The 1236-nt window shown below is 63.8% G+C and carries 1 protein-coding gene; it reads left to right on the top strand.

The genetic code is table 11. The annotated features are described in order from the left end of the window. Positions 1-274: 274 nt before the first annotated feature. On the top strand, positions 275-1236 hold a 962-nt coding region (locus AC1D00_RS41750; protein WP_477014723.1), incomplete at its 3' end, for an MFS transporter.

Below are 1236 nucleotides of genomic sequence, written 5' to 3'. Positions count from 1 at the left end.
GCCGTGGCATGCAAGTGCACATTATCCCTTTGCTGCAAAGGGGTTAATCCGGCAGCTTCGCGGCTGCGCACTGCCGCCCGATGCCGCACGGTCAGGCGCGCGTCAGTGTGCAAGGCCGAAAGTCGTATTGGGGCGGGTTTCACGCCGATGTTACCTTGGAGCCAAGACCTGGGTTGGTCCGGCATGACCGGGCATCTGGGGCGCGAGGAAACGCATTTTCGGGGAGCGACTCAACATGTCGACAATGGCTGTGTCTCAAGCTGGCGCGGGAGGGATGACGAAGGACGAACGGTTCGTCATTCTCGCCTCCTCGCTGGGTACCGTCTTCGAGTGGTACGATTTTTACCTCTACGGCTCGCTGGCCAGCATCATCGGCGYGCAGTTCTTCTCGGCCTATCCGCCGGCCACCCGCGACATCTTCGCGCTGCTGGCGTTTGCCGCCGGCTTCCTGGTCCGCCCTTTCGGCGCGATCGTGTTCGGCCGCGTCGGCGACATCGTCGGCCGCAAATACACCTTCCTCGTCACCATCCTGATCATGGGTCTGTCGACCTTCATCGTCGGCCTGCTGCCGAATGCGGCGACGATCGGCATCGCGGCCCCGATCATCCTGATCGCGCTGCGCCTCGCCCAGGGTCTCGCGCTCGGCGGTGAATATGGCGGTGCAGCGACCTACGTCGCGGAGCATGCTCCCAACGGCAAGCGCGGCTACTACACCTCCTTCATTCAGACGACCGCCACGCTCGGCCTGTTCCTGTCGCTGCTGGTGATCCTGTTCACACGCTCCGCCCTCGGCGAAGCCGACTTCGCCGCCTGGGGCTGGCGCATTCCGTTCCTGGTCTCGGTGCTGCTGCTCGGCGTCTCGGTCTGGATCCGGCTCCGCCTCAACGAATCGCCGATCTTCCAGAAGATGAAGGACGAGGGGAAGAGCTCCAAGGCGCCGCTGACGGAAGCCTTCGGCAACTGGCAGAACGGCAAGCTCGTGCTGCTCGCGCTGCTCGGCGGCGTGATGGGCCAGGGCGTGGTCTGGTACACCGGCCAGTTCTACGCGCTGTTCTTCCTGCAATCGATCCTGAAGGTCGACGGCTACACCGCCAACCTCCTGATCGCCTGGTCGCTGCTGCTCGGCACCGGCTTCTTCATCGTGTTCGGCGTGCTCTCCGACAAGATCGGCCGCAAGCCGATCATCCTCGGCGGCTGCCTGATCGCGGCACTGACCTTCTTCCCGATCTTCAAGAT

Source organism: Bradyrhizobium sp. P2_E8 (assembly GCF_056403875.1).
Note: the sequence above shows the minus strand (reverse complement) of the source record. Positions and strands in the feature narration are given on the sequence as shown.